Raw genomic sequence first — 23,237 nt, 5'->3', positions numbered from 1 at the left:
AAGACCCGCCCCGGCCTCTCCTGGAGAGAGGTCGAGAGAGTCGTCTGTTAGCGACAACGCCGACCCGCGCTGGGCAGCCAGCCGGGCCAACCGCACGCTAGAGCTAAGCGGTCAGCGGACGGAAGCTGGCAATAAGCAGTTTCCTGCCACTCGGCTCAGCGCGGAGTAGTAGAGCTGTCAGTGTTTAAGTGCGATTTGACCTTGGACTATTTCAGTCGAGGAAATCACGATGCCGAAAAGCGAAACGTAGAAAAGAACGCGGTGCCACTAATCTAGCGCGGCACCTAAGACAGGTGAGCGGTCAGTAGTATCGCAGAATCTTAACGGCAGTTCCACCCTTTTTTTTCGATTTTGAATTTTTCCAGCGACCTAGAAATCGTTCGCAAGGCTTGCGTCCTAGTGACGCCGGCTGTTGTTCTTGGACCGCCAGCGGACATCACTTCAACCGCCAAGGTGGTTCGACGCACTGTATGCGTGGACTCGATGCCTGCCGCCGTGACTCAAGAAAGAGAGTTAGCGGCAACGCCTGCGGTGCGCCATGAAGGGTGGTTGTGGCTTTCTTCTGCTGGCGGTATCCCGCCAGGCATCCGCCAGCATGGTAGTGAGTTGCAATTCTGCGATCACAGTGCGTAATCTGAAGGTTGGCCGGCCACGCTCCTCAGATCGATTCGGTTCTACTTGGCCGGGCGCCATCGTTCTTGTCAGATGCCGTGCCTGTGAGCCAATCTATTGCCAGCGTAGGGTCCGCGCTGGCCACGGTTTCGGCGTAGCAAGGTTCGGCGCAAGGCCAACAAACGTTGCCATGAGAGAGCATTCCGAATGCAAAGACGCTGTTTAATGCGCGATAAGAACGTTGGTTTGCCGTTTTTGATTGCCACGCTGTTCGCGTTGGCAAGTTTCGCTGGCTGCAACCACAGCAACTCAGAGCCGACCGCTGCGAGATCGCTTTCGAGTTCCGAGCGGTCCACTTCCGGCAGCAGTCTGATCAGGGACCGCGGGTACGCTGTTTCGAGTCTTTCCCCACCATCGCTGGGAGACTCAGAAGGATTTACACTGTTGTCGACGGCGGACACAGGCGTGTCGTTCATCAATAGGGTTGACGCGGGGCATCCGCTCAAGCGGCTGTACCACTCTGGGTTTGTCTGCGGCGGAGTCTCCATCGGAGACGTGGATGGCGATGAAATCCCCGACCTCTACCTGACTAGTGGGCCCGGCCGAAACCGGTTGTACCGGCAATCGGCACCGCTGGAGTTCGAAGACATCACCGATTCGGCTAGGGTCTCGGGCGGCGATTCGTGGGGCGCCGGCGCAGCGATGGCCGACATCGACAACGACGGCGATCTCGACATCTACGTCTGCAACTACGACTCACCCAATCAGCTGTTCCTCAATAACGGCCGAGGCAGGTTTCGCGAGGCGGCTGACGAGTGCAACCTCGACATTGTCGACGCTTCCATAACGCCTGCCTTCTGCGACTATGACCGCGACGGCGACCTGGACCTCTATGTCCTCACCAACCGGCTCTACCGGCAAGGCGGGAGGCCCAGCCGCCCCCCTTATTCCGTCCGCGACGGGCGCCCCTACGTACTGCCGGAGTACCAGAAGTACTATGTCCTGAAGCACCAAGGAGGTTCGAAGTACTCGATTGATAATACCGGCCGGCCGGACCACCTGCTACGCAACAACGGCGACGGGACTTTCACTGACGTTTCGATCGAAACCGGCATTGTCGAAGCCGGTCATGGACTGAGCATTACTTGGTGGGACTACAATCACGACAAGTGGCCGGATGCCTACATCGGCAACGACTTCAACGATCCCGACCACCTCTACCGCAACAACGGCGACGGGACATTCACGGATGTCGCCGAGTCAGCCATCCCGCACTCGAGCTGGTTCTCAATGGGCGCCGACTTTGCCGATCTGAACGACGACTGCCGCTTCGATCTGCTTGTTGCGGACATGTCGGCAACTTCCCACTACGGGCGCATGACCACCATGCTGGTGATGAATGCGGACAAGATATCTCGCATCACCGCTCGTCCACCACAGGTGATGAAGAATGCCCTGTACATCAACAGCGGTGTTGAGCGGTTCTACGAAGCCGCAGAACTGGCCGGGTTGGCAGACTCTGATTGGACCTGGGCCATTAAGCTGGCCGACTTCGACAACGACGGACGCAACGACGCGTATTTCAGCAACGGAACGGTCCGCGAGTTCACCCACGCCGACCGCCCCATGGAAGCTCAGCAGATGATCGGCAGGACGGAGTGGGATCATTACGAAGACTCCCCCCCGAAGCCACAAAGGAACCTGGCGTTCCGAAACCTCGGAGATCTGCGGTTTGAGAACGTGAGCCACGCCTGGGGGCTCGACAAAGTCGCCATGAGCTACGCGGCGGCCTACTCGGATCTGGATCGCGACGGCGATCTCGACCTAGTTGTAGCGAATCTGGACGAGCCAGTGAGCGTGTACCGGAACGACCTCACATGCGGGGCGCGTCTGGTAGTCGCCCTGCGCGGCGACGGCAGCAACCGGCAGGGCATCGGTGCGACCGTGTCGATCGAGACCGCCGCCGGCCGGCAAATTCGGATGATCTCGCCGCAGACCGGTTTCCTCTCTGGCAATGAGGCCGTTGCCCATTTCGGACTCGGCAAGGATGAGCACGTCGAACGGCTGGTTGTCGACTGGCCCAGCGGCCGGCGGCAAGTGATAGGCGGTATCCAGGCCAACCAGCTGGTGACTGTGCAGGAACCGCCGGCTGCGGGCAGTAACGCGATTGACGAGGGTGGCAAGGCCGAAACCCAAGAAGCCGAATGGTTCAGGCCGATTGCGGCCCCCGGTGGCCTCGAGCATGAGGAAACGGCGTTCGACGACTTCGCCGCGCAGCCGTTGTTGCCGCGTAGGCTCTCTCAGTCAGGGCCTTCGATCGCGGTAGCCGACTACGACGGCGACGGGGACGACGATTTCTACTTCGGAGGCGCCGCTGGTCAACCAGGGCGACTGGCTATCAATGACGGGCAGGGGCGATTTCGAGTGGCCACGATCACCGCTCTTGAAGCAGACGCCGCCTGCGAAGACATGGGGGCGGTCTGGTTCGACATCGAGGGCGATGGCGACCTGGATCTTTATGTTTCTAGCGGTGGTGTCGAGTCTGAAGCAGGCGGAAAAGCCTACGCGGATCGTCTCTACGTCAATGACGGCGGCGGACTGACACCGGCTCTGCCGAACGCTCACCCTGGACTCCGCGACAGCGCTAGCGGCGTGGCGGCCGCCGATTTTGACCACGATGGCGATGTCGACCTCGTTGTCGGTGCGCGGGTGATCCCGGGCGAGTACCCAAAGTCCCCGGCTACCAGATTGCTAGAGAACCGCAACGGAAGGCTGGTTGATGTGACGGAAGAGGTGGCTCCCGAACTCCTGTCAGCGGGCCTAGTTACCAGCGTCATTTGGTCGGACGCCGACGACGATGGCTGGGTCGATCTGTTGTTGACGACCGAATGGGGTCCGGTCCGCCTGTTCAAGAACTCCCAGGGGAGGCTCGTCGAGTCGACCGACGCCGCGGGTCTGGCGTCGCTGACCGGCTGGTGGAACGGGATAGCCGCGCGAGACTTCGATGGTGATGAAGACATCGACTACGTTGTGACGAATTGCGGGCTGAACAGCCGCTACAAAGCCACCGAGCAGCGCCCGGCCGTGTTGTACTACGGCGGCTTTGACGGCCTGGGAGGCAAGCAGTTGCTCGAAGCCGAGTACGAGGGCGACACTTTGGTGCCCGTCCGCGACATGAGCAGCGCATCGCGGGTCATGCCGCATCTGCGGATGATGTTCGACTCGCATGATCGGTTCGCTACTTCTTCCCTGGAGGAGCTCTACACGGCGGAGGCCCTGGCCGATGCGCATAAACTCACCGCCACGACGCTCGCATCGGGGGTGTTGGTCAACGATGGGAGCGGCGGTTTTGCGTTCCGCCCGCTGCCGCGGATCGCCCAAGTAGCCCCCTCGTTCGGGGTGGTGGTATCTGAATTCAATGGCGACGGGGTTCCGGATGTTTACGTGGTGCAGAATTTTGCCGGGGCCGCAGCGGAATCGGGTCGAATGGATGGCGGGATCAGCATGATGCTAACTGGTAATGGCGACGCCACATTTGAGGCGGTTAGCCCTTCGGAGAGCGGCCTCGTAGCGCCCGGCGATGCAACCGCGGTGGTCGAATGCTCTGTCGGCGAGCGGACTCAAGCTCCGCTGTTGTTGGTGGGAGTCAATAACGGGCGGTTGCAGGCGTTTGAGCCGGCGGAGGAGCATGGTTCGGTCGGAGAGCCGAACCATCATAATCTCATCCGCGTCAAGCTTGAGGGCCCCAGGGGCAACCCACTTGGGTACGGAGCGCGGGTGACACTGCGGTCCGCTAGCGGCCCAATTCAGACGGCGGAGTTGTGCGCCGGTAGCGGCTACCTTTCTCAGAGCTCCAGCGTCCTGGTCTTTGGGAATCCGCATCCCACAGATGACTCCGAACTCGAGGTGCGGTGGCCTGACGGCTCCCGCTCGACACACGCAATGAGTCCGTCCCCCATACAAACGCTTCGGTACCCAGGGCAGTAGCTGCCGCAGCAGTCGGCGTGTGCGTGACGCGTCCTTGGCGGCGCATGACGCATGTCACGACCGCGGAAGCCGCTTCCGGAGTTTGAAGAGTTTATGCGGCAACGCCTTCTGGCCGAGAGTTGCTACGACATTCGCGTGGGAGCGGTGAGGTAAGAAACGTCCAGCGAGAACCTGCCGGGTGTAGTGATTGGGCACGGCAGTCCACTCGCCGATAGTGGATCGGGCTTCGATACAAGGGATTGCAAAAGTGGACTTGGCCGCTCGATTTTATCTCTTTCCGCTTGACTTCGGGCGGCGGATCGCTTAGCGTGCGAACACTAGGCCTTTTCGCCGCTGGGTACCGCAGAGCCCAACATCTTTTCTTACGCGGCAGGGGAGCGTTGTCTGCGGCGCTCGGTAGGGAGTTTCTCCATGCGCGATTTCGTCGCACACTCGCGTCGGCGTGGCATTGATTCTGCGAACGCTGCCGAGCGTCTCGCAGCACCGCCACGTGGTTTCACCTTAGTTGAGCTGCTGGTGGTTATTGCCATCATTGGCGTCTTGATCGCGTTGTTGCTTCCCGCCGTGCAGTCTGCACGCGAAGCCGCCCGACGCATGCAGTGTGTGAATAATCTCAAGAACCTCGCGCTAGCTTCGATGAACCACCACGATATCGCGGGCCATTTTCCCACGGGTGGGTGGGGCTGGTGGTGGGTTGGTGACCCCGACCGCGGTTTTGGACGCGATCAGCCCGGCGGATATGCGTTCAACCTCATGCCGTTCACAGAAGAGAGCGCACGGTACGAGTTTGCCTCGGACGGGCAGCCCGATGTCATTACGGAGCAACAGAAAGAGCGGGTCCGGCAGATCGTAAGAGACCCGCTCCCCCTGATCGCGTGCCCCTCTCGGCGGCCCGGACAAGTGTTCCCGAAGCCTGTTGACGGAACCTTCGTCGCGTTCAACGCCGGGAGTAATACGGATGGCCCGAACGTCGCAGGACGCAGTGATTACGCGATCAACTGTGGTGATACAAGCGCCAACGAGGTGGGCCAGGCAGGATTCCCTGAGGAGGGTGAGTTCCCCCCGATTCGACGCAACTTCTGTTTGTCTGTCACGGGGGAAGTGCTAACTGGCAGAGGGTTCTCGTGTGGGAATGCCGCGCGTGCTGCTAACGGCATCAGTTTCCAACGCAGCGAGATCGCCATCAAACACGTTACCGACGGCACGTCGAGCACGTTTCTGATCGGTGAAAAGTACATTAATCCCATCAACTATGAAACGGGCGCGGACGGGGGCGACAACGAGACTTGGTGCACCGGCTACAACAACGACAACTTCCGCTCGACTTGGCGCCTGCCGCAGCAGGACCGGCCGGGCTTCGCCGACGCACTGATCTTCGGGAGCACGCACCCGGGAGTGATGAACATGTCGTACTGCGACGGGCACGTCGGTCAAATCAATTATAGCATTGATCACGCAGTTTACCGGGTCATGGGCTCGCGCAACGACGGATTGGTTTCCAGCGATATCGAGTAGCGTGGGTTGCCACGGCTCTCCATACCGGGGTTCTTTGGCTCAGGCGTCTGTCTGCATCTTCCTTGATTTGAAGGCTCTATGAGAGTGAACCTGAAGTCCTGGGCACAGCCCCGGGTTGGGCAGTTGGTAGCCGCTGGGGTGGTGTCGTTGTCGCTGGGGTGTGGGGGCGGGGTTGCGCCCCCGGCGCTGAACCCTTCCGACGCCGCGGCTCAGGCTATCGCCGAGTACGACAGTGACGGCAGTGGCAGCCTGAGCCAGGAGGAAGTGGCGAAGTGCCCCGCCATCGCTGAGCTTTTCGCGCAGTACGACGCGGATGGCAGCGGCGAGGTCTCGCCCGATGAGATCAAGGGACGCTTTGAGCAACTTAAGGGCGCCGGCGTCGGGCTCACGTCCTTCGTGTGCGATGTGAGCAAGGGTGGGCGCCCCCTCAGTAATGTGACGGTCCGCATGACGCCGGAGCCCTTCATGGGGGGCGCACTACCCGCTGCCAGCGGCGTCACCGATGGTTCGGGCCGAGCGGAGATGTCGGTCGAGCCAGAAGCACTGCCCAAAGATTGGGGCGGCGCTGGAGCAGTGGCGCCTGGAATCTACCGCATTGAAATTGATCACCCCGAGGCAGCGGCTAGCGGCGATTTGTTCGGTGCGGAGGTGAACCCCATCCGGCGTGGCGGCGACCGGGCGTCCATCAACCTGTAGCGACGACCCTGCCGTCACCAGAGGCTTTCCCCAGCTTCCGGTGAGCCTGACGCCAGACAGCCCCCGACTGTACAAAGCGGCCTTGCACGATCGTGCTTGATCGCAACCTGTACTCTTCTCCTTTTCTTTTCAAACGCAGACGGGCGACGACCTCGAGGTTATGAGGCGATTTCTAACCGACCTTGGAACCGCTCATTTCTCGGTAGAACCAGGGGAAAACTTGCTTTCACTGTAAGTGAGAGTCTATCAAACCGTATCAAGGATTGTCAGGTATTTCGGTACAGGCGGCCTTAGAACGGTACAAGCGGTACGCGGAGCCAGACCCCAAGCTTGGCTATTCCGGCCGTTGCGAATTCTTTGAAAGCCATACGGGGAATGATGCTTGAAGCCAGCGTCATTGCTGAGAGAATCAAGCGACATCAGGGGTTCGGAAAGATTGTCACCCCAGTTTCCCGGGGAATCTCGCCAGGATGGTTGCTTGATGAAGGGTTGGTTTACGCCGCTGTTGTTTCTGCTGGCGCGTTCGGGGGAGGACCATCTTCGGCGGCAGATCCTGTTTCTCAAAGCCGAGCTGGAGATGACCCGGGCTCGGGTTCCGCAAACCCGTATCTTTCTCAGCTATGAAGAGCGGGAGCGGCTGTTAGAGTTGGGCGACGGCATCGGCTCGGTCGTGCTAAAGCTGGTTTCAATCGTGCATCCCCGAACGTACCAGCGTTGGCTTGAGCGGAGAAGCCAAGGGCAGCCCCCGGCCAAAAAGATGGGCCGCAAGGGCACTCCCGAGAACCTGCGGCAGATCGTTGTTCGACTTGCTACCCAAACTGGCTGGGGGTACGGTCGGATTGTCGGCGAGCTCAAGAAGCTCCGCATTCAGTGCGTTGGCCGCACCACGGTGCGGACAATCCTCAAGGAAGAGGGCGTCTCTCCCAGTCCTAAGCGGGGCAGGGGGACTTGGGATGAATTCATCAAGATTCACGCTGACACGCTATGGCAGTGCGACTTCTTTTCAAAAATGGTCGTGACAAAGACTGGTTTGAAACAGGCCTACGTGCTGGCGTTCCTGCATGTCGAGTCGCGGCGAGTCATCTGCTCGCCAGCCACTTTCAGGGCGGACGATCAATGGATGGTCGAGCAGGCCGAATCGATGCTCAAACAAGCCAAGGTGATGGAGTTGCCGGTCCGATACTTGGTGCGAGATCAGGACTTCAAATACAGCAAGCGGTTTGATCGAGTTTTTTCAGCCTCAGGCGTCGCCGTCGAGCCAACGGCTCCTCGAGCTCCGAATCAGAACGCGTTTGTGGAGCGTTGGATCCAGAGCGTGAAGTACGAATGCCTGAATCACTTTATCGCCTGCGGCTTGAATCACCTTGATTACTTGGTTTCTGAATTCGTGGACTATTATCACGAACGACGCCCGCATCAGCGGAAAGACAACAAGCCGCTACTGGGGGTCTGGTCCGATGCCGACGATCCTCCGAGCAGCGGCGACGAAGTGGTCTGCCGGGAGCGGCTCGGCGGTGTCTTGAAGTGCTACGAAAGGAAAGCCGCCTGAGAAGCTGCTGAGGCAACTCCCTAGCCGGGGGCGCGAGGATTCGCGCCCCGACTCCATGCGCCGTTGATGGATCGGCAGCGATTCGCGACAATTGGCGTCGCCCCAAGAGCCATTCCCGACCTTGAATCATCGGGCTGGCTCGTCGGACAACCTTGTTGAACACGACGCTGGTGTGACGATCTGGGCGACGTGGGCTCAGCCGGCGACACAAGAAGTTACCGTTCCGCGAGTTGCCGAGCGAAGCACGCAGAATCACATTCCGCCGGGGCGTAAGCCATTTAATCGTAAACTCTCTTCGCTACACGATGTGCGGGCGGGCCGATTCCGCATGGGTTACTGTTCGCTCTGCAGAAAGCGCCAGCGCGGAATTGTGTGCGCTGCCTACAGTTTCACTTTTCCGGCCGCGATAACCACCAACGCCCGGCGAGACCGGGAAGCAACCAAGCTGCGGCAGGTTCTGGAACCTCTCGCGCACCTCCGGTGCTGGGCGCCGCGGCAACCGCTCCGTAGTTTTTTCGCCAAGTCTCATAGTCTTGTTCAGAAACAGTACCCGGCGTTACCGACGGGTCTTCGTTTGGGAGTGTGATAGATGCGCCTAGGTTGTCGCGCCAGACGGAGTAGTCAGCGGCATCCACCACCCCGTCGTTGTTGAAGTCTCCCAACAGCGGTTCGGTGACCAGTGCGTAGCCGAGGCCGTCGTACCAGACCCTGCCTGAGCCCGAAGTGCTGTAGTCGTCGATAAATGCGGCAATCGATCCACCATCAGCGACTGAGGCGCGTCCGAGATACGCCTGGTACATTCTGCGATCTACCTCGCTTGCCAAGACTTCACCCTCGAAACGGCTCTCCTCGACTTGCTGGCTCCCTCGCATCCGATATACCGATAGATCGTCTTGCGAGAGCCCAGCGACGACTCGCCAGTCTTCCGAGTCCCCGACCCAAAAGTACGCGAAAACATCGTAGACGCCTGCGTCCAGACCTTCGACAGAGGTTTGAATTGTGGGAACCTCTTCACCTCCAACCTCGTCCGCGGTGAAGACGTCGCCGCCATTCCCGACTCCCGTGCGGACATGCCACAGGTCGTCGATGGCTCCCGCCCCAGAGCCGGACGTCATTGTCAAGGTCCGACCACTGGTGAGCGTCGTATTACCCGCTGTCGCATCTACATAGTGGATATCGCCCAGGGCCTCGTTGCCATTGAGCAGGAGCCCGACTACAGCTGCGTCATAGTTCTGCGAACTACTCATTGATCCACGCCACCATAGCAGTGCGGTGTTCTCCTCGTCCCATTGCGGGATGATCGGACGGAGATTGTCGACCGAGGAATTCTCCGTGACGGCCGACCAATTCCAGGTTAGCCCATTGTCGCCGGTGACTCCCTTGTAGATTTCGTGGTGGTCGGTCTCGGTGTCATCGCTCGGATTGATGGGCGAGGAGATGAAGATCGTGGTGGGATCGCTAGGATCGAGGGCGCCGAGGCCGGTGTAGTCCTGCTCGCTGCCAAACAGGCGGGCCCCTGCCTTGGCAATCTCGGTCGTGGTCCACTGCTGCGTCGTCGGGTCAAACCGACCGTACCAGACGCGGTGATCGTCGGTATCGACGTTGGCGTTGTTGTCGTACGGGGCCTCTCGCGTCTTGAAGAGGGTGGCGATCGTTCCGTCCGGGTAGCGCATCACGTCGGTGTTCCAGGCGCGGGACTGGTTCACGCCGTTGGCGCTGAAAACCGGGGTGAAGTCATCGGTCGACGGGACTAAGCTTGCATCGAACGAACCGGCCGCGTCGAAGATGTCCGCGTCGATCTCGTTGCCCAAAGAATCGTACATCTTGCCGCCCTGGATGTAGGCGTGGTAGATGCTGGTGTTGAAGTCGCGAGGGTGATACTCGGTCGCGATGAAATCGATGCGATCAACGCCGTTCGACCAGTACTTGTAATACCCGTTGACATAGTTGCCTCCGGCCGGCTTCGCCTCGGGCTGCTCGGTGAGCTGACCGCCGTACTGCCAGGTGCTCCCGTTGTTGTCGGAGTACATGATGTGCGGGCTCTGCTGCGTCCTCGCTATGTTGTACAGTCGGCCGTTGCCGTCGCCGTCGGTGTCTTCGGCCGAAAGCTGGAAGACATTCGAGTAGGTCGTGCCGCCGGATCCGGGCGCGTTGCTGGGGATCTCTGGCCACCAGTGGTACTCAGACTCGGGGCCCCAGGTCTCGCTGCCGGCGTTGAAGGTGCGGTAGTAGCTGCGGTCATCTTCCACACCGTTGCGATTGTTGTGCGGCGCGTAGAACGCGAGTATGTCGCCGTCTTGTTTTTGCAGGTAGGCGGGGACGTTGTGATCATCACCCGCGCCGTAAGACTCGAGGTCGTTGTGGGTTACTATACTACGGGTGCGAGTGGCGAGGTCGAAGTGGCTGGTTTGGACTTGGCCGTCTGCCACTTCCCCGCCAAGGCCACCCCGGTTGGCGATCGATCCAACCAACAACTCCCCCCGCGATTGATCCACGATTGCCCGTTCATCCTGATACCAGCTCCAAGCTCCGTTGGAATTGAACTGCACCAGGTCCCCATGGACCACGTCCCGCGACGGCAATGGCGGTAGCTCGTCCAAGAGCTGGGCGGTCAGTGAATCGAAGTTGACGTTCCTTGCGGATCCAACACCGCCGGTAGTACGCTCGCCCGCCAGAGTAAACTGGATCAACCTCGTCGTGGAGGGCACCTGACCGTATAGGGAGTGGTTTGCCCAGGAGGCACTCGCCGTTGGCTTCGAACTGGTGTTGAAGGTGACGCCGAAACCAAGCGCGCCACCGATCTCATCGAGGAATCCGATTGATACAACGCCATAGTCGCTAGGGTCGGCCGCGTTGTATGCGAATGAGAGGTCGAGGTACTTATCGCCGGCGTCGATCAATGCTGCAAAAGCCGACACGTCCACGATCTGGGAAATACTCATGGCCTGAGCTTGGTCGGGGAAGGTGTCGCCCCCTGCTAGGCGATTCATCGTCACGAAGTTGTCGCCGGAGAATGCGGAGGTGGGATCGACTGGGCTGAGCCCTGAGCCTCCGGTTACGTACGCTTTTCCCTCACTAGTTGTCCAACCGGCGGGCGGTGATGCGATGGGCGAGTCGAGCTCAAACCCACCATTGATCATGCTCAGAGTTTGGGCGGCGCCCCTTGGCACGAGGCAAACGCAAATCAGTGTGGTCAAGACTAGGTTGCCTAGCGGCCTCATCATCAACGGCTCCAATGTGCAAAGCTCAGGTAAGAATTCTCTCTTGCGCACCGTCGATTCGCTCTCGGGCCTGTCCGCCGCTTTCGACCGCCATAGCGGGCGCCGGCTACTGTGTCAGACCCCCGGTGCGGAAATGTTCTTGTTTGGAACCCCGGTGCTGACTCAGGTCTGGTCGGACCCATAGCGAGACCGACACCGTGGGCGATTCTCACATTTGACGGGCGGGAGCGAATCGGCAGGGGGGCAACGCCTAGGTCTTGCAACCGGCGTTGCCCCCTGCGTTACCGGTCCCGCTTACGTAATGCGGCCCCGGCGCCGATTGCAAGCAGGATCAACGCCGTCGGTTCGGGGACCGCTTGCGAGCCTGCACCCACAATGGACGTCGCGCCGTAGTTATTTCGCCAGACTAGGTAGTCCGCTTGATCCACGCCGTTCATGCCGTCGCCGTTGCCGTTGAGCGACTCTTCATCGCCGGCGCCCTGGTTGTCCCGCCAAACGGTGTAGTCGGCCGCGTTCACGACGCCGTCACCGTTGAAGTCGCCGGGCAGGCCGATCGCTACGACCGCCAGCTCGCCGGTCACCAGCAGGTTGCTGGTGTCCCAAGACAAGCCGCTAGTAAGGTCCGGAAGCGTGATATTGTCGAATTCGCCGGAAACGGCGCCGAAGTCAAGCACATCGAGCACGTCTCCAAGGTTAAACGCGGAGCCGGGAAGCTCAGATAGCAGAAGTGTTCCGTCAGCGGTTAACAACCCTTCGACAACAGCAGCGCTAAACGAGTCCGCAGATGCGACAATTAGCTCGAGCGTCGAACCAGCGACCATAGATAGATCGCCCTCCACGCGCAGGTCGGCGGTGGCATTGAACCCTTCACCGATTGTGCCTGCAAGATTGTCTATCCAGAGGTTGGTTTCTGACCCTCCGGTTCGCAGCGTGTCAATCTGGATCGATACGCTGCGCGCCCCGATAGGCACTAGGCCTCCAACCAGTTCAGGCGAACTAACGAAGGCGAATCCGTTGTCGTCATCGAGCGCGACGCTCACGCCTGCCCCGAGCTCGGCGCCAGAGCCGTCGGTCGTGCTGAAGAATTTCATAGAGAAGATGCCAGTATCTCGGCTGTCGTCGCTCCCCCAGTCAAAATCGATGAAGAGCTGCTGGTCCCCATCATCGATATCCGTGGCGAACGATGAGAGGTCGATGGTTTGAACCAGAGACCCTTCTGTCGGCTGCGCTTCGACGCCAGCCGAAAGCCGAGCAGTGGTGAGAAAGTTCCCACTGAATCCAGCGAGCGCCGCCTCGTCCGCTGTTGCATTGCCGGGTTCGTCGGCTACGCCAACCCAGAAACTCGTTTCAGTCGACAGGTCTGTCCAGCCGGTGGGTGGGGCGGTGTTGTCGGGGTCGGCTTCAAAATCGCCGTTGATAATGCCGGCCGGGCTCAGGTTCTCGCCAATACTACCTACCGTCAGAACGCCCGAGATGGCGATATCGCCGGTGCTAGCGGAGGAGGCGAATCGGAGACTGCCGCCACTTCCAACGGTTGTGGCTCCGGTGTAACTGTTGCCGGTGTTGGCGAGTGTCACCCGTCCGGCGCCAACGACGCTGACATCGCCGGTCCCCACAATTCCGCCGGCCCCTGCGAAAGTGTACTCGTTGCTCGAGTTCGAGAACGTGACCGAACCGGCAAAGCGAGGGCCGTCGACAACAATGCTAGTTGTCCCACTGGCCGTGTCATCGAATGTGAGTCGGTCGAGATCCCGGTACTGCTGATCTCCCTCCTGCCAATTGTTCATGGCGGCGATATCCCACACGCCGGACACGCCACCGTTCCAGGTGCGGGTAGCTTCTTCACCGGCAACAACGACATTGACCTGCCCAGCCGAGCTCCCGTTTACCGAAACGCTCTGACGAGTGGTGAGCGGCGCGCCTAGTGCATCGGTGATCTGTACTGCCATCCCATTCACTGCGGTCACCGCGCCGCCTGAGTGCGACAGCACCATATGGGAGCCGGCGTCAATGTGCCCATGGGCAGGCGTGACGTTGACTGCCAACGCAGGAGAACCGGAGGCAGTGAACGATCCAGAAACAGCCAGCTGATCGTTGCCTGGATTGCTTGAGTTTCCGAGGTCAAAACTCCAGGCGCCTTCACTTCCTGGGGTGGCGAACGAAGAGAGCGTTGCATTGCCCGTCACATTTAGCGTGCCGACTTGTCCGGGACCGTCACCGGGGGCCAGCGAGGCATCGTCAAACAACTGCAGCGTCCCGGAGCCAACATTGATCGTCCCGGCGCCGCGGAACACCTGGGCGACCTGCTGGGCGTACTGACTGAATGACGAAACATTTAGTGTCGCACCACTGCTGACCGCGATCGAACGGCTTTGCAATTCGCCCGCGTCTCCGCTGCCGGCCGCAACCGCGAGGACTCCCTGCTCCACCACTGTGCCGCCTAACCAATAGTCCTGCACGCTATCGGTGCCAGTCGTGATAGTGAGAGTGCCGCTTCCGCGTTTAACGACGGTGATGGTGTCGTCGCTGCTTGGGCCGGTGACAACGCCGTCGACGTCACGCGTCCCATCAGAAATCATTGCAACACTAAAGTTGCCGCCACCGCTGAACACGATTTCGCGATCGCTCGAGTCTGGAGTCGAGATAACACCGCCCAAGGCGAGCGTGCCCGACGTCGACTCGATGTTGTACTGCGTGCCGCCAACATCTCCGATAATATTACCATTCCAGCTGTTGTTGCCTGAGCTGGTGAGGTGCACTGCGTCAAAAGCGGCGTTCTCCCGCCCCTCCAAAACCAGCACCTCGCTGGAAATATTGACGCCGCCTGTGAGAGCGACACTTCCCGACGCCTCGCCGCCATCGACTAGCGTGCTGTTGAAGGACTCCCCACCGATGCCAAGGGCGGCGCTGTTGCCAACCGCCAGTTTCCCGCCGTTCACTACAGCCTGTCCATCGTAACTCGCGTTGGCGCGGTTGATCGTAACCGTATCCGCGTCCTCCAGGTCGTTGTCCAGCTGAATCCGTCCTATGCCGGTCAGTGCTGCCGCCAACGTTCCGGTAGCGCCAGCGGAGACGGCGAATGTTGCGTCCTCCGTTTCGAGGTTGACGACGCTGCTGGTCTGGTTGTCGATTGACTCCAGGTTGTTGATTCTCAGCGTGCCGCCCTGGATTGCCGTATTTCCGGTGTAGGACTTGGCGCCTTCGAGCAGGAGCGTGCCCGCTCCCGACTTTACCAAGCCGGCCGTCCCCGCAACGTTTGCCGAAATCGTGTGGACACCAGAGCCAACGCTGACCTCGTGGTCACCTGCCAGTGTGAGGGCTTCTGGCCCGGCTAAGATGTACTGGCTGGGATTCTGGAATGTGACGCTGTTGAGCGACAAGGGGCTGTCCAGCGTGACCGTCGCGGGGGCATTGGCGGCCGTCAGGGCAACACCGAACAAGGGGTCTTGCGTTGGAACGGTGTTGCTGGACCAGTTCCCCGACAGATTGAAGCTGCCGCCTCCGTCTACGTCCCACTGATTGGCCGACAGTGGCATGAGGGGAGTGAAGGCTTCTAGGGCATTGACCAACGCCTGCTGTCCCGCGGAGTTGGGCAGTGTCGTAACGCTCCCAACCTCAGACAAGTTGAAAAGCAAACGATCGCTGCCGAAGGCGACGCCGGAGCCCGAGAGCTCGCCAGCGTCCCAGTGGGCCGCGAGGATGTTGCCGCCAATTGTCGCCAGGATATCTCCTTCGCCGACGGAGCCCGAGCCAGCCGCGTTGAACATATCTGGCTCAGGATACCAGTCAAAATCGCCGCTTGCCAATCCAAACGCAGCCGCGCCAGCGGATGTTACTGTGGTCTCATTTCCAACCACGGACAAATCGGCGATCGCCGGACCGCCATGCCAACCCCACCGATCAGAATCGGGCCGCGTCACGTAGCTCGTAAACGCCACCACAGGAACTGTTAACGCGTTGAACGAACCGGCGCTCGTCGCATCTGCGTACGCGGAGCTTGTCAATCGTCGACCGACGATGAACAGGTCTGCGTTCTCAATCACGGCAGCATTCGTCGCGTAGTTGCTAAAATCGCCGTAGTTGATGTTCACGTCGTCAAAGCTGCCCTCAATAAGGCTGATAATTGCCTGATCGGCAGTCTGGCTGGTGCCCGAGTAGACGATGTTGATTGCCTGCGCGGGGACACAAAATGCAATGGCCACAAGCATGACTGCGAGTAGGCTTTTTAGATACGACATGTTGTAGTCTCTGAGTATCGTGGGGATTCTTCTAGCCAGGTGATGGTGCGGGGGGGCCTGAAAGGCGAAGCGGATGTTACCGGCCCCCGCCACCGCCTCCGCTTCCGCCTTCTTGCCGGCCCGAGAACGTCCCTTGCTCTAGGTCGTAGATCTCGCCTCCGGCACGTGTCACAACGCAGTCAAGAACTCGAGCGTCGACATTTCGAGCGATCGCCTCGACATGGCCGTCGCAGAATGCAAAATTGACGACCCCTGGGTGAGCGCCGCCGTAGCCGATGTCGCCACTGCTCTCCCGCTCGCGGGCGTTGTAGCTTGGGTGTCCCTGTGTGCCCGGGCCGTAGGGCAGTGTGCATCGCTCACAGAACGGCGCTTCCTCGCCTAGGCCGATGTCCCAGTCGTGGTCACCATTGAAAGCGTGCCGCGACTCCGAAAGTGCGAGGCTTACCTCGCTAGCCAAGCCGGTGTGGCTCGTCCCATCCGAGACTCGCCGCAGTGGCACGGCCCCTTTAAAACCCACGACACCCCGGCCGCTCGGTCCCCCCAGGGAGACGTTCTTTGCCCCGACTATCGCTCCATCAAGCAAGTCGTAGCGGCGTAGGCTTCCACGCTGGCTGTATAGGCCTGCAGAAATTACGTCACCGGATGGATCGCGGAGCGGAAGAGTGGAGCGCGACACGCCACGATAATCGGCGATCGACCCTTGCCAGTTTCCCGGGACTTCGGGGTCTGAGGTGGAGGAGTGGTAGCCGTCGCCGGGAGGGGCATCGGACGAGATGATTCGGCTGTCGTGCAGCTGCGACGGGCAGTAGTACGCCTCAACAGTCGCGGTGCGGGTAGAGTGGTACTGGTCGTAGAAATTGCCGAGATCCGGGTTCCACAGGTCTTTGACCTGCGCACTCTCGATGTAGTCCAGGATCAGCATAAGGTATGTCTGCTGGGCGTCGGCGACTCGCATCGGCGGCAGCGACTTCATTGAGTCGTGATAGTTGAGGGTGGCCAGCCCGATCTGCTTGAGATTGTTCGTGCATTGTGAACGTCGGGCGGCTTCTCGGGCGGATTGAACGGCCGGCAGCAGCAATGCGATCAGCACGCCAATAATGGCGATCACAACGAGGAGCTCGACCAGGGTAAAACCGCCATTCGACCGTACCTCGCGGCGACCTATCGCTGAGAGACTCTTCATCCTTAATCTCCGAACTTGTGGGGCCATCTACTTCTTCGCTAATAGAAATGCTTAGGCGCTACTACGAAGACTCACTACTTAATCGACCGCGTGCGTCTCTATTCAAGTGGAACTGGGAACGGTCGTCTGCTGAATCGATTGACGAGAAACGCTAATGTTTTCCCTGGAACCCGGGGCTTGAATCGACCTGTCCCGACTACTCGAAACTTGGGCATGACGCTTCCTCGAGAACGTGCCCAAGGAGCCAAAAAGTCTCGATCTCCCCAGATATTCCGCGTCCACCGGCGAGCGCAGCTGCCCCGCTACGCTCGCCGGCGCTTAGCGATTCCGTTCAGGTGAGCATCAGAACGGCTGCGTGGGCTATCGACTAGTAGCGCGAGCGGCAATCAAGCAAGCCCCGAATGCAATCAGCATCGCCGCGGTCGGTTCGGGAACGATCGCTCCGCTGAAATCATCGAAGTGCACATTGCCAGCAGACCCCGACGCCCGCGTATTAACCAGTTCGATCTTGACCGACCGTGCCCCCGTGGGCACAACGCCAACTAGGTTCCGGATATCCCAAGGCGCCATCGCAGTGTTGTCGGGGGCGGTCGGCGCTAGGACGCCAGACGCGAGGTCTCCTGCAAGCGGTGAAATGCCGGCGATGTCCGAATAGAACAACGCTTTAATCTCCCCATCGTCATTCGGGTCACTATCCGAAAACATAAAAGACAGCGAGAGTCGAGCCGCGCCCGAGTCGACGAGTGCAGCGTCGGCAGAAATATCTACCAGCTGCTCGATCACCTGAGGGTTGCTGCTTGAACCGGCGCCCGTCGCCAATCGATTGCCCGAGAGCCAATTGGCGCCTTCAGCCGCAGCATCGGGGTCGTTGGACGAATCGGGCTGGCCCGCGGTCGTGGTGAACCAGTCGGTTCCGCCAGAAGTGATTGTCCAACCCGTCGCTCCCACAGCGGGCGCCGTGTCGCTCTCGAACCCTGCATTCAAAATCGTAAGCGTCGAAGCTTCTACCGAGAGGCCGACTAAGGATGCGGCGGAAAGCATGCAGGTGCCGCACAGGCGATGAAGTGTCAGGAGTTTTTTCATGAGAAGCAACCTTCAAGTGATGGAACAGAAATACAGAAGAGTGGGGATCGAAAAGTCGTCAGTCGCCCGAAGGCGACGAATTTCGCAGAGAATCGTCATCTAAATTGCGTCAGGCGTCGCTGCGTTCGAAGCGCCTGCAACGAAGTGTGTTCTTACCTCCGACTCGGTCAGCGCGTGCTCGTAAATAGCCAGCTCATCCATCTGACCCACAAACAAGCGCTCCGAGCCGTGGGGGTATAGACGGCCGCAAACGATCTGCAATTCACTTGCAATGACGCGGCTATCGCCACCGTCGTCGACTGCTACCCTCGCTCCGTTCCGGAAGAGCTCAAGGCGGTCGTCCCGTTTGACATAGACAAGATGCTGCCAGCGGCGCACTTCATAGCCATTTGGAACGCTGGATCCAAACTCTCCCTCTTGATCTCCGGACGGCGGAGAACGCAACAGGTAACGCAGGGAATTTAGCGGAGTGAGCGAACGCCAGTGCGACTGGGCGCCGCCCAGCTCTAGCAGCATGGCGTGATTGGGGTATTTCCCCCGTGCGTCACGTTCGGTAGTGAGAGCAAGTATCGACCCGTTGTGGAAATGGCTTGGTTTGACCCACACTTCGGCAGAGAATTCACTGAGTGGAGTGGCTGGCCACAGAGCTTCCGAATACAGGTACCCCGCGTGCCGGGTCATGCCGAATTCGAGGACCGAATTCGTGCCGTAGCTGACCGTCGATACCTCTCCTCCCATCATTAGGTTGACGCCGCCAGCAACCTCGTTCTCGAGCACTCCGCTCGGCGTGCGGGTGAATCTCCAGTAGCTCGCTGGTTTCGCCGCCATCACAAGCTCGGCGTACCGATCACCGACACTCAGTCTGTCGGTCGCCATACCACGTTCCTCGGCGAAGACGCTGATGTCCGCCGATGATTTTTGAAACCTCACCGGCCGGGATCCGGCGAAACCGCAAGAAATCGCTTCGCCTTGTTGAATTGGGGCCTGCAATAGGCTGGGGGCCGCAGCAGCGTTTGGCCAGTGTGCAACCCCTTCAAGAAGATGAACTGTGCAGCTGCCCTGGTCTCGAACTATCCCTAGGGACGCATCTTCGAAGAGCTCTAGCATCCCCAATGGGGTGTGAATGCGGACAGGCGTTGTGAACACGCTGATATCCGCCACCATGCGCCCGGATTGCAGCTCAGGCAGACCAGCCGAACGCACCGCCGCAGTACACGGGCCCAGCATCCGCACGCTTGCCAGGGCATTGCTATCCTGCAGGTCGATCTCCGCTATCCCCTGCTGGAGTTTGAGAGTGTCTCCACCCGACAAGGCGCCACCTTTCACAGGCGTCGATTCGCTCGAAGGATCCCAGATGCAGCCGGTGACCTTCGTCAGTCTCGCGTCTTGAGCAACTGAATTGGAATCAACTGCCAAGCCGCTGCTGTTCACTTCTCCGCGCCACTGAAGAACATTCAGCAACAACGAGCACGCCAAAATCGATCCGCCAACAGCTGCTGCATAGCGGTATGGAATACCGGTTGTGGGAGCAATCTCGACCCGGCGAACGATGTCAGAGCGGTTCTGGGTAAAAAACTGCTCTGCGACTTCACCACTTAGGCCCGCCAGCACAGCCGCCTCCTGATGCAGGAGCGACTCTTCGCAAAGCCACCCGGCCGCCTTTGTGCGCAAACCTGAATCCGCCAAGAGCGCGGCGTCTAGCTCGGCATGCTCCTGCTCCGTGAGCGTTCCTTCGCTCATTCCAGCTAGCAGCTGTTCCAGTCGATCAGGTGTCATTTGCGTACCAAACTTGCGACTAGTTTATATAAGACATCAAGAAACGCCGAAGGAAGACGAACAGCCCTGACTTACTACATCACTCGCAATTCACGGACGGCTTCGCATCCGCCATCTTTCGAGAAACGCATTCGTGCAGCAGTCCCCGCAGCCGACGAACGGTTGCCTTAACCGCTCCTGCCGACTTGCCAAGCCTTGCGGCAATTTCAGCCATCGACAATTCTTCGAAGTACCGCATGCCAATCAACTGTCTTTTCTCTGCGGGCAACTGCGACAAGCATTTACGCAGCGCCAGCTGCCTGTCGCCCAGTTTTTTTACCTGCTCTTCCGCGGCATCGGACATCAACTCCACGAGGTCGGGGGAAAAAGACAGACGCTCTCGCTGCCGATCGCGGATGTGCGCCAGCACTTCGTACTTGGCGATTCCGATGGCCCAGGCATCAAACTGACCGGCCTCGGCATAGTCGCCTGCCTTTTTCAGGAGGACCACGTTCGTCTTCTGCAAAATATCACCCGCGTCACTGTAGTTGCCCACGCTCGCTAGGATGAACGCGCGCAGACGATCTTGAGAGTTGGTCAAGAACCCCACGAATGAGTCGGATGGAAATCGAGAGTTCGACAAGGCTAGTAACTCGCGAAGAGTGGTGCGTAGCTCGTCTCCGAGCTACGCCAGGCATCGCATCAGCTAGAAGACAACGGGGCGACGTGGCTTTATCTCTCGTGGCAGGATTCTGCTGAGATACTCTCCCTAGTGTTAATCTCCAAGAGGGGTACGGCAGCTACGAGGGGCGAGACGGCAGTTCACGTACTCCAGACGCCAATTCAGACGGTGCTTCGGACTCGGTGGGCGACGTTAAGCACTTGCTGGTAAAGGGCTTAGCTTCGCTGCTTTACTCGCAGCGGGGTGCCGCTGGCCACCGCCGAGATTCGGGGTAAAGATTTTTTTCCTGGATAAGATGCGTGTTGGCGAGCCATCGCCGAGGGCCCCAGTTACTGGCGGGGTTCCGAGGGCACGGCGGTGACGATTGTATCGTCGCAGGCGCTACTGAAGTGGCAGTCGCCCGGATCATCCCCGTCGCTCTCAGCGGCTTGAAAAGAGGCCGATTCCGAAAGCTGCTGGCTTCCGGTTTGCCCTATGGTGTGTTGGTGTCGACTGCAATGCCGGCGTGGACTTCGTGCGGCTTCAGTCTTTCTTTCTGAATGCCTAATGACCTGTATTTGCATTCCGACAACCAAATCACCGGTGCACGACGCCACGCAGAATTCCTGATGCGTGTCGTGGACGTAGCCCGTAGTGGGAGTTGCGCATGAGCCACCTTGGTAACGTCGCTTGTCTAGCGGTGCTTTCTTCTGCCTGCCTAACCGGTCAGGCCGAGACGAGCGTCTCTCACGCGACCAACGCCCGACAGCGTCCGCGCATCCTTGTCACGAGCGATGGCGAGATCGATGACGAGTGCTCAATGGTGCGGTTCTTGCTCTATGCGAACGAGTGGGATAGGGGCGCAGAACTTCTTGCCCCCGCTGACCGATGTAAATACGGCGTTCGCGCCCCCTATGCTGGGTCTTGTGGGAAGACGGACGATACACCCAGACGTCTGCCGATCGCTCAACGTCACAAGGTCGGGCCAGACAGACCTCTCCGGGACGCATACCGGTCAACCTCTGCAGACGGACCATATCGGCCACGATAGGTGGCAGGAAGGGCAGGGTCGCTTCGACCACCGAGTCATCGACTGGCAGCACTGGGGTCCCTTCGCGGGCGTCCGTTCTCCCACGCCGCAAGCCCGGGACTAGCTTCAGGGCGTTGGCGACCTCCCCCGACACCAGCTGCTCGCTCGCCCCCCATACGAACATCCGCACAATTCGACCGATATTCTGGTTGACGGTCGACCTCGCTAGCCCTGCCTCAGTCATCTTTGCTCGGACCGCCTTGACGGCAAGCGGCCCGAACGACTCTACCGAAGTGTTTCGATAGAGGGCTTCGATGTAGCGGAGCGCGCATTTGATTGCGGCGTACTCGCCCGTCGCCACACCATCACGGCGGTAATAGTCGGCCGCGTAACGGACGTAGGCGACCATCAGTTCGGCAACGGAGAGCCCTGTGGCGTCGTCAGCGGGCCTCTGGCGGCCATTGGCGAGCCACTCTGCGATAAGCCGGTCGTACTCTTGTCGGCTAGCCTGAGTGCCGTGTGGCCCGAGATAGAAATCGCGGCCGCCCAGCGTCACGAGGGCCTGGCCGCTCGCGCGGTGCTTGCGGTACTTCGGGAGAGATTGAGTGAGTCTTGGCATATGCGGTGCTCCTGAATCTCCAAAACGGTATGTACCGTTTTGGCTTCCGGGAAAACGCCGCACTACCGAAGACCGGCAGGTATCGCAACAAGCGATTCAGCAATGAGTTACGTAAAGTCGGGCCGACAGGATTCGAACCTGCGACCTTTTGACCCCCAGTCAAACGCGCTACCAGACTGCGCCACGGCCCGAACTTGATTGAGATTTTGCCGCGTAGAAAGCCCCCGAGAACGAGGGTCCGCGACTTCTTGTAGCTTACTAAAAGTCATTCGGCTCGGGAAGCCCTGATCGTCCGGGAAAAGCCGGGGGAATCAGGCCGCTCGCGGACCGACGGTACTATTCTTCCAGCTCCGCCATGATCGACTCGTCGATGCTAAAGTTCGCGCTGACCTTCTGGACGTCGTCGTGGTCGTCGAGGCGTTCCATGAGCTTGAGGATCTTGCCGGCGTCCTCCCGGGGGACCTCGACGTAGTCGTTTGGGAGATAGGTGATCTCGCTGCTCTCGGTCGCTAGCTCGGCCGCCTCGACCGCGGCGGTAACGTCGTTGTACGCGTCGATTGGGCAGGTAACCTCGAAGTTCTCGCCCTCGTGCTTGACGTCGTCGGCGCCCGCTTCGAGGGCGAGCTCCATCAGCGACTCCTCGTCGGTCTCGCTAGCAGGGATTATGAGCAGGCCCTTGCGCTCGAACATCCACGCGGCGCAGCCCGTAGCGCCGAGCTTGCCGCCGCAGACCTCAAAAATCTTGCGGATCTCGGGCGCGGTGCGGTTGCGGTTGTCGGTGAGGATCTCGCACATGAAGGCGACGCCGGACGGCCCCATGCCCTCGTAGATGATCTCCTCGTAATTGTCGCCGTCGCTGTCTCCGGCGCCCTTCTTGATGGCCCGCTCAATGTTGTCCTTGGGCATTGAGACCGCTTTGGCGTCGTTGATCGCGTAGCGGAGGCGCAGGTTGGCGTCGGGGTCGGCTCCGCCCATCTTCGCCGCGACGATAATCGCCTTGGAGAGCTTGCTCCAAACCTTGCCGCGTTTGGCATCGATCGCCGCCTTCTTGTGCTTGATGCCCGCCCAGTGTGAGTGGCCTGCCATGC

At 59.9% G+C, this 23,237-nt stretch carries 12 protein-coding genes and 1 tRNA gene; 5 read left to right on the top strand and 8 right to left on the bottom strand.

Features of this window, described 5'->3' with window-relative positions; translation table 11 throughout:
- Nucleotides 1-837 precede the first annotated feature (837 nt).
- The 4 genes from Pla123a_RS20465 to Pla123a_RS20450 all read left to right on the top strand — a co-directional run bounded on the left by Pla123a_RS20465 (nt 838) and on the right by Pla123a_RS20450 (nt 8,359).
- Nucleotides 838-4,599, top strand: a complete 3,762-nt coding sequence (locus tag Pla123a_RS20465) for an FG-GAP-like repeat-containing protein (RefSeq protein ID WP_197528149.1) — start codon at nt 838-840, stop codon at nt 4,597-4,599.
- A 411-nt stretch (nt 4,600-5,010) separates the two neighbouring features.
- Nucleotides 5,011-6,114, top strand: a complete 1,104-nt coding sequence (locus Pla123a_RS20460; RefSeq protein ID WP_146590460.1) for a DUF1559 family PulG-like putative transporter — start codon at nt 5,011-5,013, stop codon at nt 6,112-6,114.
- A 78-nt stretch (nt 6,115-6,192) separates the two neighbouring features.
- Nucleotides 6,193-6,810 carry an EF-hand domain-containing protein gene (locus tag Pla123a_RS20455; protein ID WP_146590458.1) on the top strand — a complete coding sequence of 206 codons (618 nt, stop codon included), beginning with the start codon at nt 6,193-6,195 and terminating at the stop codon, nt 6,808-6,810.
- Nucleotides 6,811-7,291: 481 nt separating this feature from the next.
- Complete coding sequence (locus tag Pla123a_RS20450) at nt 7,292-8,359, top strand: integrase core domain-containing protein (protein WP_146590456.1); 1,068 nt, start codon at nt 7,292-7,294, stop codon at nt 8,357-8,359.
- 389 nt (nt 8,360-8,748) lie between these two features.
- Here Pla123a_RS20450 and Pla123a_RS20445 read toward each other — a convergent pair whose 3' ends face one another.
- The 6 genes from Pla123a_RS20445 to Pla123a_RS20420 all read right to left on the bottom strand — a co-directional run bounded on the left by Pla123a_RS20445 (nt 8,749) and on the right by Pla123a_RS20420 (nt 20,449).
- On the bottom strand, nt 8,749-11,301 hold the full coding sequence (locus tag Pla123a_RS20445; RefSeq protein ID WP_146590455.1) for a sialidase family protein: 2,553 nt from the start codon (nt 11,299-11,301) through the stop codon (nt 8,749-8,751).
- Between the two features lie 560 nt (nt 11,302-11,861).
- Nucleotides 11,862-15,818 (bottom strand): beta strand repeat-containing protein, encoded by a 3,957-nt coding sequence (locus Pla123a_RS20440; RefSeq protein WP_146590454.1) that lies wholly within the window; start codon nt 15,816-15,818, stop codon nt 11,862-11,864.
- Between the two features lie 76 nt (nt 15,819-15,894).
- Nucleotides 15,895-17,001, bottom strand: coding sequence for a DUF1559 domain-containing protein (locus Pla123a_RS20435; RefSeq protein ID WP_146590453.1), 1,107 nt, complete (start codon nt 16,999-17,001; stop codon nt 15,895-15,897).
- A 360-nt stretch (nt 17,002-17,361) separates the two neighbouring features.
- A complete protein-coding gene (locus tag Pla123a_RS20430) occupies nt 17,362-18,084 on the bottom strand; it encodes a hypothetical protein (RefSeq protein ID WP_146590452.1) in 723 nt (240 codons plus the stop codon).
- A gap of 99 nt (nt 18,085-18,183) precedes the next feature.
- Complete coding sequence (locus tag Pla123a_RS20425) at nt 18,184-19,824, bottom strand: LamG domain-containing protein (RefSeq protein WP_197528147.1); 1,641 nt, start codon at nt 19,822-19,824, stop codon at nt 18,184-18,186.
- Nucleotides 19,825-19,939: 115 nt separating this feature from the next.
- A complete protein-coding gene (locus Pla123a_RS20420; protein WP_261342768.1) occupies nt 19,940-20,449 on the bottom strand; it encodes a sigma-70 family RNA polymerase sigma factor in 510 nt (169 codons plus the stop codon).
- Nucleotides 20,450-21,167: 718 nt separating this feature from the next.
- Between Pla123a_RS20420 and Pla123a_RS25370 the strand changes: the two genes are divergently transcribed.
- Entirely contained in the window at nt 21,168-21,551 is a 384-nt protein-coding gene (locus Pla123a_RS25370; RefSeq protein ID WP_146590449.1) for a nucleoside hydrolase-like domain-containing protein, read from the top strand.
- Between the two features lie 715 nt (nt 21,552-22,266).
- On the opposite strand, the gene Pla123a_RS20410 is transcribed toward Pla123a_RS25370, so the two are convergent.
- Nucleotides 22,267-22,340, bottom strand: a tRNA-Pro gene (locus Pla123a_RS20410).
- 145 nt (nt 22,341-22,485) lie between these two features.
- On the bottom strand, nt 22,486-23,235 hold the full coding sequence (locus tag Pla123a_RS20405; protein WP_146590448.1) for a YebC/PmpR family DNA-binding transcriptional regulator: 750 nt from the start codon (nt 23,233-23,235) through the stop codon (nt 22,486-22,488).
- Between the last annotated feature and the right edge of the window lie 2 nt (nt 23,236-23,237).

Source organism: Posidoniimonas polymericola (assembly GCF_007859935.1).
GTDB classification, from domain to species: Bacteria; Planctomycetota; Planctomycetia; order Pirellulales; family Lacipirellulaceae; genus Posidoniimonas; species Posidoniimonas polymericola.
This window is presented reverse-complemented; position numbering and strand designations above follow the sequence as displayed.

Bases quoted from the DNA above. Each gene is read 5' to 3' on its own strand.
- Pla123a_RS20465 (WP_197528149.1), top strand. From the start codon at position 838: ATGCGCGATAAGAACGTTGGTTTGCCGTTTTTGATTGCCACGCTGTTC.
- Pla123a_RS20460 (WP_146590460.1), top strand. From the start codon at position 5,011: ATGCGCGATTTCGTCGCACACTCGCGTCGGCGTGGCATTGATTCTGCG.
- Pla123a_RS20455 (WP_146590458.1), top strand. From the start codon at position 6,193: ATGAGAGTGAACCTGAAGTCCTGGGCACAGCCCCGGGTTGGGCAGTTG.
- Pla123a_RS20450 (WP_146590456.1), top strand. From the start codon at position 7,292: ATGAAGGGTTGGTTTACGCCGCTGTTGTTTCTGCTGGCGCGTTCGGGG.
- Pla123a_RS20445 (WP_146590455.1), bottom strand. From the start codon at position 11,301: ATGAGTATTTCCCAGATCGTGGACGTGTCGGCTTTTGCAGCATTGATC.
- Pla123a_RS20440 (WP_146590454.1), bottom strand. From the start codon at position 15,818: ATGTCGTATCTAAAAAGCCTACTCGCAGTCATGCTTGTGGCCATTGCA.
- Pla123a_RS20435 (WP_146590453.1), bottom strand. From the start codon at position 17,001: ATGAAGAGTCTCTCAGCGATAGGTCGCCGCGAGGTACGGTCGAATGGC.
- Pla123a_RS20430 (WP_146590452.1), bottom strand. From the start codon at position 18,084: ATGAAAAAACTCCTGACACTTCATCGCCTGTGCGGCACCTGCATGCTT.
- Pla123a_RS20425 (WP_197528147.1), bottom strand. From the start codon at position 19,824: ATGAGCGAAGGAACGCTCACGGAGCAGGAGCATGCCGAGCTAGACGCC.
- Pla123a_RS25370 (WP_146590449.1), top strand. From the start codon at position 21,168: ATGAGCCACCTTGGTAACGTCGCTTGTCTAGCGGTGCTTTCTTCTGCC.
- Pla123a_RS20405 (WP_146590448.1), bottom strand. From the start codon at position 23,235: ATGGCAGGCCACTCACACTGGGCGGGCATCAAGCACAAGAAGGCGGCG.